Source organism: Poritiphilus flavus, assembly GCF_009901585.1.
GTDB lineage: Bacteria > Bacteroidota > Bacteroidia > Flavobacteriales > Flavobacteriaceae > Poritiphilus > Poritiphilus flavus.
The window spans coordinates 301,701-317,803 of the sequence record NZ_WXYO01000001.1 but is presented as its reverse complement, the minus strand read 5'-3'; the positions used below and the strand labels follow the sequence as shown (position 1 = coordinate 317,803).

General features: G+C 41.7%; 14 protein-coding genes. 10 read left to right on the top strand and 4 right to left on the bottom strand.

The genetic code is table 11. The annotated features are described in order from the left end of the window. The first annotated feature begins 1 nt into the window (after nt 1). From GTQ38_RS01190 to GTQ38_RS01175, 4 genes are all read left to right on the top strand, one after another. Nucleotides 2-391: a hypothetical protein gene (locus GTQ38_RS01190; RefSeq protein WP_161433396.1), complete on the top strand. Its 390-nt coding sequence runs from the start codon at nt 2-4 to the stop codon at nt 389-391. 67 nt (nt 392-458) lie between these two features. Next, the gene (locus GTQ38_RS01185) at nt 459-1,442 is read left to right on the top strand and encodes a trypsin-like serine peptidase (protein WP_161433395.1); all 984 of its coding nucleotides are present in this window, start codon (nt 459-461) and stop codon (nt 1,440-1,442) included. 278 nt (nt 1,443-1,720) lie between these two features. Continuing rightward, nucleotides 1,721-2,140: a hypothetical protein gene (locus tag GTQ38_RS01180; RefSeq protein ID WP_161433394.1), complete on the top strand. Its 420-nt coding sequence runs from the start codon at nt 1,721-1,723 to the stop codon at nt 2,138-2,140. 7 nt (nt 2,141-2,147) lie between these two features. Further along, nucleotides 2,148-3,116 (top strand): restriction endonuclease, encoded by a 969-nt coding sequence (locus tag GTQ38_RS01175; protein ID WP_161433393.1) that lies wholly within the window; start codon nt 2,148-2,150, stop codon nt 3,114-3,116. 73 nt (nt 3,117-3,189) lie between these two features. Here GTQ38_RS01175 and GTQ38_RS01170 read toward each other — a convergent pair whose 3' ends face one another. Then, entirely contained in the window at nt 3,190-3,927 is a 738-nt protein-coding gene (locus GTQ38_RS01170; protein ID WP_161433392.1) for a hypothetical protein, read from the bottom strand. A 302-nt stretch (nt 3,928-4,229) separates the two neighbouring features. Here GTQ38_RS01170 and GTQ38_RS01165 point away from each other — a divergent pair, with 302 nt between their 5' ends. The 4 genes from GTQ38_RS01165 to GTQ38_RS01150 all read left to right on the top strand — a co-directional run bounded on the left by GTQ38_RS01165 (nt 4,230) and on the right by GTQ38_RS01150 (nt 9,346). Further along, nucleotides 4,230-4,436 carry a hypothetical protein gene (locus GTQ38_RS01165; protein ID WP_161433391.1) on the top strand — a complete coding sequence of 69 codons (207 nt, stop codon included), beginning with the start codon at nt 4,230-4,232 and terminating at the stop codon, nt 4,434-4,436. Nucleotides 4,437-4,714: 278 nt separating this feature from the next. Further along, a complete protein-coding gene (locus GTQ38_RS01160; RefSeq protein ID WP_161433390.1) occupies nt 4,715-5,419 on the top strand; it encodes a pentapeptide repeat-containing protein in 705 nt (234 codons plus the stop codon). A 113-nt stretch (nt 5,420-5,532) separates the two neighbouring features. Then, nucleotides 5,533-8,466 (top strand): tetratricopeptide repeat protein, encoded by a 2,934-nt coding sequence (locus tag GTQ38_RS01155; protein WP_161433389.1) that lies wholly within the window; start codon nt 5,533-5,535, stop codon nt 8,464-8,466. Between the two features lie 310 nt (nt 8,467-8,776). Further along, nucleotides 8,777-9,346, top strand: a complete 570-nt coding sequence (locus GTQ38_RS01150; protein ID WP_161433388.1) for a porin family protein — start codon at nt 8,777-8,779, stop codon at nt 9,344-9,346. A gap of 98 nt (nt 9,347-9,444) precedes the next feature. On the opposite strand, the gene GTQ38_RS01145 is transcribed toward GTQ38_RS01150, so the two are convergent. Genes GTQ38_RS01145 through GTQ38_RS01135 form a run of 3 tightly spaced genes read right to left on the bottom strand, consistent with a single transcriptional unit; the run spans nt 9,445 to nt 12,070 of the window. Further along, a complete protein-coding gene (locus GTQ38_RS01145; RefSeq protein WP_161433387.1) occupies nt 9,445-10,329 on the bottom strand; it encodes a dienelactone hydrolase family protein in 885 nt (294 codons plus the stop codon). A gap of 11 nt (nt 10,330-10,340) precedes the next feature. Then, complete coding sequence (locus GTQ38_RS01140) at nt 10,341-11,045, bottom strand: LytR/AlgR family response regulator transcription factor (RefSeq protein ID WP_161433386.1); 705 nt, start codon at nt 11,043-11,045, stop codon at nt 10,341-10,343. Next, nucleotides 11,042-12,070, bottom strand: a complete 1,029-nt coding sequence (locus GTQ38_RS01135; RefSeq protein WP_161433385.1) for a sensor histidine kinase — start codon at nt 12,068-12,070, stop codon at nt 11,042-11,044. Before GTQ38_RS01135 ends, GTQ38_RS01140 begins: the two co-directional genes overlap by 4 nt. Before the next feature lie 159 nt (nt 12,071-12,229). Here GTQ38_RS01135 and GTQ38_RS01130 point away from each other — a divergent pair, with 159 nt between their 5' ends. Both GTQ38_RS01130 and GTQ38_RS01125 read left to right on the top strand, forming a co-directional pair. Continuing rightward, on the top strand, nt 12,230-14,644 hold the full coding sequence (locus GTQ38_RS01130; protein ID WP_238857738.1) for an outer membrane beta-barrel family protein: 2,415 nt from the start codon (nt 12,230-12,232) through the stop codon (nt 14,642-14,644). A 138-nt stretch (nt 14,645-14,782) separates the two neighbouring features. Next, a complete protein-coding gene (locus GTQ38_RS01125; RefSeq protein ID WP_161433384.1) occupies nt 14,783-16,102 on the top strand; it encodes an alpha/beta hydrolase-fold protein in 1,320 nt (439 codons plus the stop codon). Nucleotide 16,103: the final 1 nt, after the last annotated feature.

Sequence of the window (16,103 nt, the reverse complement as noted above, 5' to 3'; positions counted from 1 at the left end):
CATGTACAAATTAATTCAACTTAAAGACAAAGGTTTCAAAGAAATAACAACCTATATTTCCTTTGATGCTTTTAAATCAGAGGGAAAATATAAACTTGATAAATCCACTTTTTTAGTGTACGCTGCCCCGGATTTTTTAGATATTGATAAAGACTCTCAAACTAAAATCATTCAAGAAGTGATAAGGATAAATGACGGAAGAATTACACGCTTTTCATCAGGAGTTAAGATAGAAAAAGTTGAATCCCCTAACAGCAAGAGTGCCTGCGGGCATGCTTGTTGGTGTATGGTTGACAGTAGTGGAAGATATTGTGAAACATATTACTGTATGCGTCTTCCTTCTTGTGATGGACTCTGTTGTTGGTATGCAAGATGTCCGGGGAATTGCTAGCCAATAAGGTGTCTATATTTGAAATGAAATTAAGTCAAAAGTTGTATAAGCTAAAGAATTAATAGTAATGGAAACAGAAAATTTTGAAATAAATCATAATAGTGATTCTACAATTGATGCTATCCCTTGTCCGCTTCCGATTCTTAAAAAAAACGAAAATAAAAATATTCGAGAGTCAATTGATGACATTGTTGATTATAGTTGGGAACAGTTTCCCAAAAGCTCTTCAACACGAGTTTGGGAAGATATTGAAGGACAGCCCGACGAAATTTTACTTTTAGATGACCGTTGGTCTATAACTAGCGATATTTCTCATAAACACTATCCTTATAATGCATCAGGTAGATTATTTAGCTCCTATCAAGGCAAAAATTATTCCTGTAGCGCTTCATTAATTGGTGAAGGTTTTGTTTTGACAGCTGGTCATTGTGTATCTCCAGGTAAATCCAATGATGTCCACGAAAACATTATTTTTTCCCCCAATTTCCCCAAACACACATTAAACGTTCAAGCGGAGAAGGCCTTTATTATGGATGGTTGGACTAAACTTGGTCTTTTTCAGTTTGATTTAGCTATTCTTAAGCTTAAAACACCCATATCAAATACAGGCTATCATGGGGTGGTTGTAGACATACCCTGGGGTGCGAAGCCACGTTCGCAATATAGTCATTATGGATGGTGGGGATGCTCATATCCAGCACAAGTACCGTTTAATGGAAATAACCAAATTGTTGATGGAGGGCCACCTGCCTATTCACCATTTACTTTTCATGGCGATGGTCATTTTTGGGATGGAACCTATGAAGCACAAAACAAAAATGATTTAACAGGAGGGTCAAGTGGTGGTCCCATGCTTATAAATCCAAGCAACAATCTTCCCAAAAAAATTATCCTGAATGGATTTAACCCAAATTCTCAATTTTCAAGAATACAGTACATTAATGGTGTCAATAGTTTTAAATATCATAGATGGCCAAAGATAATGATGACTCCATATTTCGGGGATAAGGTTAGGCGTTTTATCATCGATGTTATCTCTGCCAATATTTAAAATAAAAAAATAGAATTTTAGATACGTGTCTTATTCAGGAAAAGGGTAAAATAGTTTAAGAGCGGTGAGGAATATAATATATATTGACGAAATCGGAACAGCCAAAACAAAGGGGAACATCTGTCAGCAAAGAATCTTTCTTTAGAAGTTAAAAAAAGACCTTTGGAAGCAGCTGATGAGGCAAATAAAGAATTGGTTAAATCAATTTTAGAAATAAACTAAAGTTCAAATAAGCAGTGGCCAACAGTAACAACGTCATAAAATCTATAGTAGGCTTCGTGGCTTTCATGGCCGCAGTGGCGGGCGTTTTAAGCTATTTAAATATTGGTCCAATAAAAATTTTCACTCCGGACTATTACGATTCCCTAGCTAAGCAAACCATATGGGAACAACATGGTAAAGTATCTGATAGGGTTTGGAATGGAAAAACACTTCTCGGTGGTAACTATACTGGTGATCCGCTGAGACATCGCGCTACTATCGTAAAAGATGGAGACACGCTTATTTATTCCAACAACAACGATCCAAAAGCGCGCCCTCATTATTTCATAAAAAAGAAAAAGAACCTGTATGTTAATAACGTTGATGGAGAAAGGATGATATTAAAGTCATCTGAAAGAATACATCAGCTTTATTGCGATGATGATGATCCTGAACGCTGTGAATCCAAGGGAAAAATCATCTTAAAGAGGTTGTAATTAAAACATGAAGTTTGATTACGTGGACGATTTTAGCAACTTAATTGACAAATCGCAATCCTGGTGGAACATTGATAAGGAGGATGATCCGCAAACATATTATTGGAATCAGTTTTATAGAATATTAGAAGAAGAATGTGTCAAAACGTTACCTATTTTCCGTAATTCATTAAAGAGGCAGGGACTACACCCGGGGACAGGATTCATTAATAATGCGGAATTACCACATGCGGCGTGGTGGCTAAGGGATTGTAAAAAAGTGGATAATAAAATTCCTATAGACCCAGAGATTCATGAATGGGCGAATTTGCTGACAATTGGTGCGGAGAGAAATGTTTGGTCAAGTAACCATAGCAAAAAAGAATATGAAATTCTAAAAAGTCGTTTTAGAGCTGCATGTAGATTGGCCTTCAATCATCCTGCATGGCTGCATGCAACACTGGCATGGCAAACACGAGAAAACTATTCGGACTTAATTGATTCGAAAATAATTTTACCTGAAAATTCAATTATTGAATCACAACTAAGCGATAAAGGATATACCCCAGAATCAATAATTCTTACAGCTAATTTCCTCATTAAAAAGGGATTCTCAAAACTTCAAAATATTGACCCTTACGAATTTGAACTATTGATTGGTGCATTGTTAGAAAAACATGGTTGGGATACAATTGTTACGAAAAAGTCTCGTGATGGTGGAATAGATGTAATAAGTAAAAAAATTGATCCAAACATAGGCGTGATTAAGTCAATATGGCAAGCAAAGCGATATAATAACCAAAGGAACGTTACTCTTTCTGAAGTTAGAGAATTAGCCTGGGCAGTTGATGAATATAAAGCCAGCAAAGGTATGATAGTTACCACCAGTCGACTTAGTAGAGATGCCTTTGCATTTGTGGAACAGCGAAAATACAAGCTCGGTTCGTTAGATGGAAAAGACCTAAGTAAGTGGATCGAGCAAACCAGCCTGCGGTAGTATATATAATTAAGAAAATGTAACTATTATTTTACCAACGGTTAAAATTTTGAAATAGCATAAGAGAATATTTTCAGCTCCACTTTTCTAATATTTTGCGCGTGTACATTTTAAACTTTTTTGATTGAAAAGAGCCCTCAAAAAACTTGGTGTCTTCTCTCCAAACATCCGGATTTGTAAACTCGCCAGCTTGAATTTTTGCTCTTCTGTGAGGTTTGCTAAAATGATCCTCCCCTACATTAAAATAAGAGGTGTACAATAGACGTACTACCAGCCTGATTTCCTTGTTCATTTGTGCCTCAGTGAGATCTAAATCGTTCAAATTTATAAGTTGCATATCAAAAGTGTCATCTTTCCATCTTGGCGTAATAGGGATATCCCTCTCATTCGCCTTTTCAAAATCCATTTTATGAGCGTGGTCGTAAACCGATGGATGAACATAACATGGTTTATCATCGTTAATCAAAAATCTCACTGTTAGGATATCTTGTTTTACATAAAGCTCTTGGATAAATACGATACCGGTTAAGGTGTTTTCTGGAGGCCCATCTGGAACAACTGTCGCGTAAGGAATTGGAATAACCACAGGTGCTATAATGCCTTTTATGATATTATCTCTGTTCAACCTTAGATATAGGGATATCCCCCAACTAAGCAACGCCAGTACTACTGACATCGATTTACCAATCAAATCAAATTTGTGATCTAGAATAACACCATACAAAATGAGAAGAACAGCAATGATCTTAAGTGCATCGATAATTATATCCAGTCCTACCAGCACTTTTTGATATTTAGTCCATTTCATCATAAATCTTTTACTACAAAATACTAAATCTAATGAAGAGCTTAATTTCGAAATGGTCCATATGTCCACATAAGTGGTGTCGGATGCCTTGAAATGACGAAATATTCTATTGTACTATAATAATTCTTATGTCAAATAGAAGCATTCTGAAAGTACATTTATCCCCATAAACTCCACCTTCTTTTACTCCTTGCGAGATTACTTAAGCTTTACTCCGGACATAAGCCCTTGTCAAGACAACCCATACGGAAAAATTTGACGATTAACCATTATATTTATAGAAGCCAACTCAAAGTTATTGATACATGTCCAACAAAGATCTTGACCAACGATTAAAGCATGTAGAGACTAACCTGATTGAACAAGAACATCGCCCCATCCATGTTATAACCAATTACCTCTATCGTAAGAAGAAATGGCCCGACGATGAAGAACAGCAACTGCCGGCAAAAAGGCCATTGTTTGGCGGTTATTCTTTTCCCCTGCAGTCGTTGCCGGCACAGGGGGGCTGATTGCTCTACTTAGTATAGGTGTATTAATATGGCAAACCACCATCCTTCAAGAACAGAACACTCACTTTCGAGAACAGAACCAATTTTTTAAGCAACAATTGATTTCCGGAGATCTTCAAAAACAATTGGAAACGTTAAACGCCGATGAAACAAAGTCTCCATCCATAGTTAGACAAGCCTTGATTGATTATATCCATATCTACCGTTCACTAGATACTATAAATACCATTCGCCTAAACAATTTTACTCTCCACGGTAGCTTTCAAAATGAGTCGAATTTGTTTCAAAACATTGAGTTTAACAATGTTGATTTTGATGGTGTAACTTTCAAAAATGTGAATTTCAACATGGTGACCTTTAATGAATGCAATTTTAGGGGAATCCCTCAAGGAAGATTGAATTTTCAAAATCCATTAGGGAATCCTGCCTTCGAAAACTATTTTGCGTTCACGCCGGTTCTCTTTGAGGAATGTAGGTTTACAGAAGTAACATTTAATAATGAATTTATGTTTTACACTGTATTTTTCAATTCTACATTTGATGATTCTTCTTTTTCTTCCGATCCAGTGTTTCGTGATTTTGCAAACTCATTTGCACTAAACGAAGGAATTACGGACATGATAACAATGCCAATTCATGAGGAGAAAAAGCGTTTAGAGGTTTTTGAAAAAAATCTCGATAACTCCGCCAAATACTTAGACAGTATTTTCTCAAAAGGCACCAAAGAAGTTAAAAACGAAATTGTGAAATTAATAGGGCAGATTGAAGAAGTTTATGTGAATAAAACTAAAATTGATGGTGAACTTGTCTATTTCAAGACCCTAAATCCTTTAGATGAAGATTATACTTCCCAGCTAGCCAAAACCTACGTCAAGATTAAATATGAGAAGATATTTTTAAGCGATTTAATGGACTATTATGACCAGAAACAGAAAGAGCTCGATTCTCTTTCACCCGTCAGGATTCCTTCTTCCGAGCAGTAAATAACCATAGATTTTCTCAACAGGTGCCAATTCACAGGCCTTAAAAAAATCACATCTCATTCCCCCAGCCTAAACCATAAAAAAACTTATCTTGTATAGCTAACACTATTGAAATGAGGCGGTTACTCTTCTTGTGTTGTCTTTTGTCTTCTTGCTTGATGTTTTCTCAGGAAAAAGAAGATAGCCTGCAATTGGAGTTGCGTAAAGCCAAACACGATACCAGCCGGGTAAAAATATTGCATCAACTGGCTTTCACTCAAGCCAATACTTCGAGGGATAAGGCCAGAGAATCCATGCTAAAGGCACTGGATATTGCTCTCAAGACCGATAACGATCAGCTTAAGGTTACCAGTTACAATCACTATAGCAATTTCCTTAGGACCCAGTCTATGGTAGATTCCTCGGTGGTTGTCAGTAATCTGGCTTTGTCATTGGCTAAGGAAATTAACTTCTATAAAGGGCAGGCAACGGCCTACTCCACCCTGGGAGGTTCCTATTGGGAGAAAGGCAATTTTGAAAAATCAAAAGAGTACCTGGAGAAATGCGTCGCACTGGCAAGCGAGATTGACGATAAGATCCAGATTGGGAATGCCTACAATGTATTAGGCGCTATTCATACCCAGACCATTGAGTATACCAAAGCCATGGAATACTACACCAAGGCGGCCAGGATATTTAAAGAGGCTGGGGCTACCAGACGGTATATCCTCATACTGGGCAATATTGGCTTTGTATATCGCAGTATGGACAATCTGGACGGTGCCGAACGTTATTTGCTGGAAGCGGACAGCCTTGCCAAGGCAATCAATGACCAGGCTGCAAGGGCTTTTTCCTCCTATAATTTATCCATCGTTTATAGAAAAAGAGGAGAATTCGATAAGGCCATAGCCGCCAATCTGAATGCCATTTCAATTTACAAGCGCCTGGGAAACAGAAAGCGTGTGGCATTTGGTCAGTATACCATGGGCAAGATCTATTGGGAAAAAGAAGAATTTCAGCAAGCTTTGGGTTATTATCAACAGGCATTGGAGATATCCATTTCAGTAGACGATTCCGTGAATATTGGGCATACACACCAGGAAATAGCTCGCTGTTTCCATAAACTCAATAAAAACCAGCAAGCAAAAGAACATCTCCAAAAGGCAAAGGCCGTAGCCGATGGTATTGCATTGGATGTGCTGTCCATGGAAGTCCATCAAAGTTTGTCACAGATCTTTGCGGAAGAGGGAAATGCGGATGCGGCCTATACCAACCTGCTGGCCTATACAGAGCTTAAAGACAGTATTTATACCAAAGAAAAAAGGGAACTGGCAAGCGACATCGAAGCCAAATATCAAAATGAACAGAAAACCCAGGAAATAGCGCTTTTAGAGTCCGATAAGAAACTGCAAGCCCTACAGCTCAACAAAAGGGTCAATGAACGCAATGGAATCATTGCCTTCTCCATTGTAATTCTGCTACTTGCCGCTCTTTTATATAATCAATATCGCGTAAAACAAAAAGCAAATAGAAAGTTACAGGAGTTAGACCGCCTAAAATCCAGCTTCTTTGCGAACATTTCCCATGAGTTCAGAACACCTCTCACGCTGATCCAGGGCCCCATTGAACAGCTGGAACAGCATCCTGAAGAACAATTAAGCCAGGATACCGTAAAAATGATACGGCGTAATTCTAACAGGGTTTTAAAACTGGTGAACCAACTGCTGGACCTGTCACAAATAGATGAGGGTAGCTTAAAATTAGAACCTACGGAAGGGGATATGTTTAAATGCCTGAGAGCCGCCTGTTCCTCCTTTAATTCTCATGCGGCCCAACGAAAAATAGACTACAGGGTCCGAATTCCTCAAACCACACTTTGGGCTGCCTTTGACCGCGATAAATTGGAAAAAATAGCCTATAATCTATTGGGTAATGCCTTTAAATTTAGCGAAGATGGAGCTACGGTTTCCTTTACCGCCTCTTATGGTCCGCCGGGCCTGGAAATGATCGTTTCTGATACCGGAAAGGGAATACCCCAGGAAAAACTGCCTTTTGTTTTTGATCGTTTCTATCAGGTGGATGGCAGCTCCACCAGAGAGAATGAAGGTTCCGGCATAGGACTGGCACTTTCCAGAGATCTGGTAGAACTTATGGACGGCACCATCACCGTTTCCAGTATACTGGGCAAGGGAACCACCTTTAAAATACATCTTCCGGTTGAAGAGATAAAATCCGGCGAAGATCCATTCATAGAAAAGCCCTCCGAATATCAGCATGAAATATCAGGATCCTCCGCTTTCCAAACAGGCACGGATGAGCGTGACATCCCTGCCGTATTGCTTGTAGAGGATAATACCGATATGAGGTATTTTATCAAAGAGCAATTGATCAAAGATTTTAAGATCCAGGAGGCTTTGGATGGGCAAAAAGGCCTGGAAATTGCCAAAGCGCATGCCCCTGATCTTGTTATCACAGACCTTATGATGCCAAAAATGGATGGGATAGAACTTTGTAAGCGACTAAAAACCAATCTGCATACCAGTCATATCCCGGTAATCATGCTGACCGCCAAAGCCGGGCAGGCCAACAAAATAAAAGGCCTGGAAACAGGAGCTGACGATTACCTGACCAAACCTTTCGACGCTAAAGAGCTTCTGGTCAGAACCCGGAATCTGATCGCTCAAAGGAAAAAGTTGCGTGAACGTTATTCGGGAAAAGAGAAACCAATAGATCCTAAGGAAATTACCGTTACTTCCATAGATCAGCGCTTTCTGGAACAGCTGCTGAAGATGTTGGAAGAGCATTACGCGGATGGTGCATTTGGGGTGCCACAAATGCAGCAAGCTCTGGCGATGAGTAAATCGCAGCTGCATCGAAAGACCAAAGCGCTTACCGATGAGTCTCCCGGGGAACTGTTGCGCAATTTTAGACTTAAAAGAGCCGCCCAACTATTGGCCCAGAAAGCGGATACGGTGACTCAGATTGCCTACAAGGTAGGTTTTAACGACCTTTCTTACTTCACTAAATGCTTCAAAGAACGCTACGGCGTGGTGCCATCGTCCTATTGACCTGTCATCATTTTACGAATAAAACTGGAATCTATTTGAAACATAGCCAGGGCTCAACAAAGAGGTCCGGGTGCGATTTCCAATGGAACCATCTGTAATTAATTCCTTTCCATTTACCCTTTTTAAGTAGCCATTTGTGATCTGAAATTCGAAATCCAGAATCCCAAATCTAAGGTTATATACGACACTATTCTCCTAGTATCTGGCACTAATCTCCTAGTTTCCGGAACTCCTTCCGAATAGCTTTGACTACTGAATTTGGATAACAAAATGTTCCCCGCGATAACACAATAGCTAAAAACTTAAAATCATGAAGAAATTAATTGTAAGCATTATTGTAGCGGTGGTAAGCCTTAACACGATTGAAGCGCAGGACTTTACATTTGGCGCCAAGGCCGGACTTAATCTGTCTACCTTGCAACCAGAACTGACGGCCAGTCGAACCTCCTTCCATTTAGGCGGAGTAGCAGAGATTTCAATATCCGAGCAGTTTTCTGTTCAACCGGAACTATTGTACTCCGGCCAGGGTGCAAAGGACCAGGATGACAGAGATGACAATGAGTATTACAGATTAAATTATTTGTCCGTACCCGTACTGGCCAAGTATTATATTACAGATGGCTTCAGCGTTGAAGCGGGACCACAATTGGGAATTCTGCTTTCTGCGGAACGAGAAGATAATGGTGAAACAGAAGACATAAAAGATGTAACGAAATCAACCGATTTAGGTCTCACACTTGGTCTGGGTTACAAAATGGATAATGGATTGAATTTTGGACTCCGCTATTTGTTGGGTGGAGACGTCAATGATATAGACGAAGATACCGATGAATTTAAGAACAGGGTCTTCCAAATCTCTGTTGGCTACTTCTTTAACTAACAGGCCGGTGCAAGAAATAGCTGCGATCCACCCCGGTAAAGGGGTGGATTATTTTATGGCATTGTTTTTATTCGGTGAAGAGCGTATGCTACAGCTTACTATCGCAACTTTTCTTTAAAGAAATCGATGGTACGCTTCCACGCAAGTTCAGCCGCCTCTTTGTCATATCTCGGAGTAGTAGTATTGTGAAATCCATGGTTCACCTCCGGATACATATAAGCGGTATAGTCCTTATCGTTGGCCTTGAGAGCCTCCTCATATGCCGGCCAACCTTCATTTACCCTCTTGTCTAAACCTGCGAATTGAAGCAGTAATGAGGCATTGATCTTATCGATGTCTTCCTTGGGTTGACCACCATAAAATGGAACGGCAGCGGAGAGTGTGGGTACTTTTACCGCCATCATATTGGAAATCCAACCGCCAAAACAGAATCCGACTACCCCAATTTTTCCACTACACTCATCAAGCGACTCCAGATAGTTATAAGCTGCTATAAAATCTTCAAGCATCTTTAACCGATCCCGCTTTCTTTGCATCGCCCTTCCCTCATCATCATTGCCGGGATAGCCACCGAGAGGGGTTAAGGCATCAGGAGCAAGGGTTATGAATCCTTCCAGGGCGGCTTGTCTCGCGGTATCTTCAATGTATGGGTTAAGGCCCCGGTTTTCATGAACAACCACAATGCCACCCAGTTTACCTTTGGCATCTTTTGGTTTGGAAAGCAACCCTTTTATGCGGCCTCCTCCCTTTGGAGAATCATAAAATATATAATCAGATTCCAACCTGGGGTCGTTTTGTGGTACTATTAGGGTGTCCTCGTAATTTGGCATTAAAAAGCTCATCAGGGAGGCCACTGTAATTCCGCCTACCGCATAGAGTGACAATTTCTCTACAAATTCACGTCTTTGGATCTTGTTGTGGGCATAATCGTCGTAAAGGTCAAATACTTCCTGTTTTATTTCCTCTTTTTTAAGCTTCTTCATGACATTAAATATTAGTTCAATATTCTTTTCATAAATTCCTCCTTATAGGCCCTGCCAATTGGGACTTTAATATCTCCTGGTAGCAAAATCAGGTTCCCCGTTACTTTTTCTATCTTGGAACTATTCACAATAAAAGACTTGTGGGATCTCACAAAATGTCTGCCCGGAAGGTTTTCCAGCCAGTAGCGCAAGGGCTCCGAAGACAAATGCTTTTTCAGGGGAGTGATAATCTCCGTATAATCCGCATCGGAACGGATATACAGTATATCTTCGATCAGGATCTTGATATGCTCGTAACCAGATTTGATAAAGATCTCTTTTCTCCCGGCCTCGGTCTCCGGGGATTCTGCATTGAGTACCTCCTTATTTTTAGAACTTACTTTGGACACGGCCTTTACGAAGCGTTCAAAAGAAAAGGGTTTGAGCAAATAATCCACCACATGGTATTCGTAGCTCTCCAGGGCGTAATCCGGGAAAGCCGTGGTCAGGATAATGTCCGGGCGGTTTTCCATGACTTTCATAAAGTCTATTCCCGATAGTTTTGGCAGGTGAATGTCGAGGAAGATCAGATCTATCGCATTGGATTCTAAGAAATCCATCGCCTGGATCCCATCGGAAAAGACACCCTGTAGATCCAGGTTCCCCATATCCGCGATATACTTTTGCAGTATTCGCTGGGCCGGGGGTTGATCCTCTATGATAACACAGCGTATCATGCTTTGAGCCTTTTTAGTTGCATGCTCAGATCCACTGAGTAAAGATCTTTTTGAGATTCTATATGGAGTTTGTGCTGTTCCGGGTACAACAGATTCAGCCGTTTTTTAACGTTGAGCAGTCCAATCCCGTGAGGAACATCCTCCGTATTGGTCTGGGTTTCAAAGGTATTCCTGCATTGGAATGCAAGCAGACCTTTTTGGTCTATCAATAGGGCTACCTTAATACAAATTCCCTTGGACTGGCTGGCGGTACTATGCTTAAAGGCATTCTCCAGGAAAACAGAGAGTATTAAGGGGGCAATGGCGTATCCGGAAGAATTGTTGTCCGTTTTGAACTCAACTTGCCCCCTGTTCTCAATTTGAAGCTGGTGTAACTTGGTAAAGTTTTGCAGGTGTTCTATTTCTTTGGACAGGGGAACATATCGCTCCTTGCAATCGTACAGCATATACCGTAGTACCGAAGATAGTTCCAAAATGATTGAAGGGGTTTTGGGCGAATTCTCAATGGCATAGGAATACAAATTGTTCAGGTTGTTGAACAGGAAATGCGGGTTGATCTGCGACTTCAGGAACTGCAATTCACTTTCGTGGGCAGACACCCGAAGGGCCTCGAGTTCCGTCTGTTTTTTAGACGCGTCCCATGCAAATTTAAAGCCGGACAGGATGATGATCACCGGCATCACATCCAAAAGACCATAGATAACCCCCTGGAATTGGGTTCCGCGTGTATCCGGGAAATAGATTTGTTCCAGGACGAACTCCTCGGTTATTATGATGGTTCCTACAACCAAGGCTGAGGCAAGTACAAAAAGCAGGTATTTTTTCTTGTAATAAAGACGGGGAATGAACAGATAATTGATGATTAGCGCCCCTATGGCGTAATTCAGGAACAATGCGATCTGGTATTCTTCTATCCCGGGTTCCTCCTTGTCAAAAGAATAAAAAATGAAGAGCACAACGTGCAACAACACCTGGAAAAAAACCTCTTTCCAGCTTGAATCCATTCCTTTAATTCTGGAGATCATAAATCAAAATTACCCTTTTTATCCTATTGGCAGTATCAAAAACCCTGACCGACAGTATTGAGGGGGTAAACGACAAAGGACAGTGACGCTTGTCGTTTACGACGGAAGTTCTGTCGTTCGCGGAAAATTATTCCCTCAGAGGCGGCAAATAATGCATCTTTGAATTATAAATTTCGAATAATCGCTATGAGTTCCAAATTCAAATTATTTCTCCTTATTCCGGTGGTATTGTTTTTTACTACTTACCGGGCCCTGGCCCAGGATAGCAGTACGCTTATCAAGGGAACCATAGTGGAGAAGACCAATGGACAGCCCATTGCATTTGCCACGGTGATGATCGGAGATAGGTCTACGGAAAAACCTATAAGCGGCACCACTAGCCTGGACGATGGCAGCTTTAGCGTAGAGACCAAGTCCACCAATTTCTTTATTTCCATCAGTTTCATCGGTTTTAAGACCAAAACCTATGAGCAACCTGAAGCGGTTAATGGTACCATAGACCTGGGAGTTGTGGTGCTGGAGGAAGATGCGGCCCAACTGGAAGAGGTCGTGGTAGAGGGGGAACGCTCACAGACAGAATTCAAACTGGACAAGCGAGTGTTTAACGTAGGGAAGGATCTTAGTAGTACAGGCGCCAGTGCACTGGACGTACTGAACAATGTTCCCTCTGTGAATGTGAATATTGAAGGACAAATTAGCCTTAGAGGCAGCCAGGGAGTACAGGTGCTGATCAATGGAAAGCCTTCCATTATTGCCAGCGAAGAAGGAAACACCCTGGGAACCATTACTGCTGATATGATAGACCGGGTTGAAGTGATCACCAATCCTTCGGCCAAATACGATGCGGAAGGTACGGCCGGCATCATCAATATCGTCATAAAAAAAGAAGAGCGCGAAGGACTTAACGGTTCGGTATCCGTAAATACCGGTGCCCCGGAGAACAATAGTGTGGGGATTAGTATTAACCGGCGGACGGAGAAGTTAAATCTCTTTAGCCAGATCGGCGTGGGTTTTCGTGACCTTCCCAACGATATTGAAACCAGGAACCAGGACCTGATAAATAATACTACCATTCTGACCATTGGAGAGCAATTCCGGAACGAGAACTACTACAACTTTGTTTTGGGGGCGGATTATTACCTGAGTCCTGATGATGTGATCACCCTTTCAGGGAATTTTGCCCTGGAGTTGGAAGACCAACCCTCTACAACCAATTTCACTGCCCTGGACGAAAACCAGGACATCAGTTCCCAATGGGTTAGAAGTGAGGCCACCGAAGCCACAAATCCAAAATTTCAATATGAGTTGCAATACAAAAAGGATTTTGACGGGGATGAGGACCACTCCTTACTCTTTAGTGCACTGGGGAATTTCTTCGGAAAAGACCAGTCCTCCGAATTTTTAGATACTACCATATCCGGGCAAGACAACGATGCTACCCAACGTACGAGGACAGATTTCAAAGAAGCTGTCTTTACCTTCAAGCTGGATTACACCCTCCCCATTTCCGAAAAGTGGAATCTGGAGACTGGCACACAATACGTAATGAACGATGTTAGCAACGATTTTGAGGTAAATGACCTGGTTGACGGTGTCTTTGTCAACGATCCCGGCCTGACAAATATTTTTGAGTTCGATCAGAAGGTATTGGGCTTCTATGGTACAGGAGCCTATGAAGGGAAAAAATGGGGTATAAAAGGAGGGTTACGCCTGGAACAGACAGATCTGAATACCCTGTTGGCGACCACAGATGAGTCCAATGACCAGAACTATACCAACCTCTTCCCGAGTGCGCACACCTCCTATAAATTTTCGGAACGCATCTCACTGCAGGCGGGATATTCCCGCAGGATCTACCGCCCAAGATTGTGGGACCTGAACCCCTTCTTCAACATTCGCAACAACTTCAATATTCGTCAGGGGAATCCGGAATTGATGCCCGAGTTTACGGATTCATATGAAGTTACCAGCATTTTCCTTATCGGTAAGACCTCTATGAACCTGGGCGTTTATCATCGCTACACCACGGATGTTATAGAAAGGGTGTCCTTCTTCGAAAACAACGTAAATACCGTAAGGCCAATAAATATAGGGACCAACAGGTCTACCGGTATAGAATTCAATACCAAGTACAGCCCGGCTAAATGGCTGACCTTTAACGGAGATTTTAATTATAGCCGGTTTACCCGGAACGGTCTGTTTGAAGATACCAGCTTTGATTTTGAAGCAGATCGCTGGACCGCCAAGCTCATGGCAAAACTCAAACTGCCGGCTGATATAGATTTTGAAGCTACAGGGAATTACCGCTCCCGATACCAGACCGTACAGGGGGAAATCAGTGAATTGGCCTTCCTGGATCTGGGGATGAGAAAAAAATTATTCAAGGGAAGGGCGGTTTTAAATCTTAGTGTACGGGATGCCTTTGCCTCCAGGATCAATGAAAATGAGATCTTGCAGGAGGAGTTTAGTATCTATAGCCGTCGTTTGAGAGGTACTTTTGTTGCTTTTGGATTTAGTTATGGCTTTGGAAAGGGAGAGGCCATGGAATTTACCGGTCAACGCAGGAGATTCTGAGGAGATTGCGTATCCTTATTATGACTATCTTTTATGCGGCAATTTCCTTGTTGAGATCATAGTGTTGCGATAAGGACTACTGAACCGAGGGAATTGCGGATAATAACCCTGGCAACTCAAACCACTAAAACCGAAAAGATGAAGAACAATACCTTTTGGTCCCTCACCCTGGCATTTTTAATCCTTCCGCTTCAATTTTTTGCAATCCAGCCTTCTGTGGATACCATAATTCAGGAACAACAGATGGAAAACGGCAGCTACACCCTGGTTGTCGAAGGTTTTGATTGGGGTCCCGCGGCGAATAGGGTAATTTTATCCATGGGGGAAACGGTAAATGAAACCACTAGCGGCAACTATGCGGTAACCGTAAAAAGAAGTGCTGCCGGAGTGGAGATGGGGGAGCAGGAAGCAGGCGGGGAACGACCCGTGATCTACTCCTACGTTTCGGATAAAAATGGGAACAGGGTGTCTGAGGGAAGTTATGTAACACTGGTACTTTTCGTTAGCCCGGACCATGTGTTAGGATCACCCATCAAATATATATTTAAAGAAGGTCGTGGAGCCAACGAGTGGATCGACTACCAACTTATCATAAAAGATAATTCCACGAACAGGATCTGGGATAAGGAAACCAATCGAATCCTGCCTATTATTGATGATTTTAACCTCAAAGGATCGTATACCTATAAAAATCAGACCTTGACCTATGCCTTTTTTAGCCCGAAGCAGGCCAAAAAGAACTCCCCATTGATCATCTGGTTACACGGCGGGGGAGAAGGAGGCACAGATACAAGCATACCGCTTACGGCAAACAAGGCCACCAATTACGCCTCTGAAGAAATACAGCAAATTATGGGAGGCGCCTTTGTATTGGTACCTCAAACACCCACTTTCTGGATGCAAAGCGCAGACGGAAATTACACCCGTGGGGATAGGAATGACATATACAATGAGGCTTTAATAGGATTGATAAAGCAATTCGTAAAAGATCATCCGGATATCGATCAGGATCGCATTTATATTGGCGGATGCTCCAATGGCGGCTATATGTCCTTAAAACTCTTACTACTTTACCCGGATTATTTTGCCGCTGCCTATATCAGTGCATTGGCCTATCAGTCTAGCTATATTACAGATGAACAGATCCAAAGTATTAAGGATATTCCCATCTGGTTTGTTCATTCTAAGGACGACCCCGTAACAAAAGCCAATGAGACCGTAGTTCCACTTTATCAAAGGCTCATTCAGGCTGGGGCCAAGAAGGTGCATTTTTCGTATTACGAGCATGTAACGGACATCACCGGGTTATACGGGGGTGACAATTACCGGTATAGCGGTCACTGGTCCTGGATCTATTCGCATGCCAATACCGCGAGATTGGATTTTGACGGTTCTCCCGTAGTGCTGGACAACAGACCGGTGACCATCATGGAATGGATGGCGGCTCAGCAGCGATAGG

Bases quoted from the DNA above. Each gene is read 5' to 3' on its own strand.
- GTQ38_RS01155 (WP_161433389.1), top strand. From the start codon at position 5,533: ATGAGGCGGTTACTCTTCTTGTGTTGTCTTTTGTCTTCTTGCTTGATG.
- GTQ38_RS01175 (WP_161433393.1), top strand. From the start codon at position 2,148: ATGAAGTTTGATTACGTGGACGATTTTAGCAACTTAATTGACAAATCG.
- GTQ38_RS01185 (WP_161433395.1), top strand. From the start codon at position 459: ATGGAAACAGAAAATTTTGAAATAAATCATAATAGTGATTCTACAATT.
- GTQ38_RS01165 (WP_161433391.1), top strand. From the start codon at position 4,230: ATGTCCAACAAAGATCTTGACCAACGATTAAAGCATGTAGAGACTAAC.
- GTQ38_RS01170 (WP_161433392.1), bottom strand. From the start codon at position 3,927: ATGATGAAATGGACTAAATATCAAAAAGTGCTGGTAGGACTGGATATA.
- GTQ38_RS01150 (WP_161433388.1), top strand. From the start codon at position 8,777: ATGAAGAAATTAATTGTAAGCATTATTGTAGCGGTGGTAAGCCTTAAC.
- GTQ38_RS01125 (WP_161433384.1), top strand. From the start codon at position 14,783: ATGAAGAACAATACCTTTTGGTCCCTCACCCTGGCATTTTTAATCCTT.
- GTQ38_RS01135 (WP_161433385.1), bottom strand. From the start codon at position 12,070: ATGATCTCCAGAATTAAAGGAATGGATTCAAGCTGGAAAGAGGTTTTT.
- GTQ38_RS01145 (WP_161433387.1), bottom strand. From the start codon at position 10,329: ATGAAGAAGCTTAAAAAAGAGGAAATAAAACAGGAAGTATTTGACCTT.
- GTQ38_RS01140 (WP_161433386.1), bottom strand. From the start codon at position 11,045: ATGATACGCTGTGTTATCATAGAGGATCAACCCCCGGCCCAGCGAATA.
- GTQ38_RS01190 (WP_161433396.1), top strand. From the start codon at position 2: ATGTACAAATTAATTCAACTTAAAGACAAAGGTTTCAAAGAAATAACA.